The sequence below is a fragment of the Roseateles sp. P5_B10 genome (genome assembly GCF_056400485.1).
Genome location: NZ_JBFULE010001220.1, coordinates 1 through 1,126, shown reverse-complemented (window position 1 = coordinate 1,126; position 1,126 = coordinate 1). Strand labels below are relative to the sequence as shown.

The following is a 1,126-nucleotide window of genomic DNA, read 5'->3' as shown; positions in this document are numbered from 1 at the left end:
GCGCCTGGGCTGGCTCGGCCAGGAAGGGCGTGCTGGCCACCAGCGCACAGGCCAGGGCCGTTGCCGAGAAATGCTTGGCGTGCTTCATTGCGCGCTCCTGTTGATTGGGGAGCCCCAGCCTAGGCGCCACCGCAGTGCAGCAAACATCGGCCTGCTGCCTGCTCACGGGTAGGCCCATACCTACAGCCCCTTCCATGCGACTGGGTTCGTGATCCCCTGCGCCGCCCGCCGGCGCGGCGGCCTGAAACGAATGAAACAAACGCCCGGCCCTGCGCAGCCTGCTTGAAACACGGGCACCGGAGGATGCCGCCACACACCGGAGATCGCCATGACCGAGCCCCACGCCACCCCCGTCGTCTGCCTGCACTCCAGCGCCGCCAGCGGCAAGCAATGGCGCCGCCTCGTTGCCCAGAGTGGTGACGCCTGGCAGTGGCACACGCCCGATCTCTACGGCCATGGCGGCCGGCCCGACTGGCCGGAGCTGATGCCCAGCCAGTTGTCCGTCGAAGCCAACGGCGTGCTGGCCGGCTTGCCGTTCGCAACCAACCAGGGCTTTCATCTCGTCGGCCACAGCTATGGAGGTGCCGTCGCCCTGCAGATGGCCCTGCAGCAGCCGCAGCGCGTGCTGTCGCTGACCTTGTACGAACCCGTGGCCTTCGGCGTGCTGCCAGCCCTGGGTCCGAATGAGCCGGAGTGGGAGGAAATCAGCGGGATCGCTGCCACGCTGAGTGCCGCACTCGACCGCAGCGACGATTTCGGCGCCGCGCGCGGTTTCTGCGCCTATTGGCAAGGTCGCGACGTCTGGCCCGAGATGGACATCGCCGCACAGCTGCGTATCGCCGAAGCCATGCCGACGGTGCGCCGCCATTTCGAGGCCCTGTTCGCCGCGCAATGGAGCGACAGCCTGCTGGACCTGCTGCGCATGCCGGTGCAACTGATCTGCGGCGGCGCCACCCGCGCCAGCGCCCGCCGCGTGGCGCAGAGCCTGTCAGTGCGCCTGCCGCTGGTGAAGCTGCAGATGCTGGAAGGCGCCGGCCACATGGCGCCGATTGCCGAGGCGGGGCGGGTCAATGCGCTGATCCTGGAGAGCCTGGGGGCGATGCAGCGGGTACCAGCAGGTTGACTC

At 68.8% G+C, this 1,126-nt stretch carries 1 protein-coding gene; it reads left to right on the top strand.

The window, feature by feature from the left end; all coding sequences use genetic code 11:
• Nucleotides 1-328: 328 nt before the first annotated feature.
• The gene (locus AC1DU6_RS32245) at nucleotides 329-1,123 is read left to right on the top strand and encodes an alpha/beta fold hydrolase (protein ID WP_457445716.1); all 795 of its coding nucleotides are present in this window, start codon (nucleotides 329-331) and stop codon (nucleotides 1,121-1,123) included.
• Nucleotides 1,124-1,126: the final 3 nt, after the last annotated feature.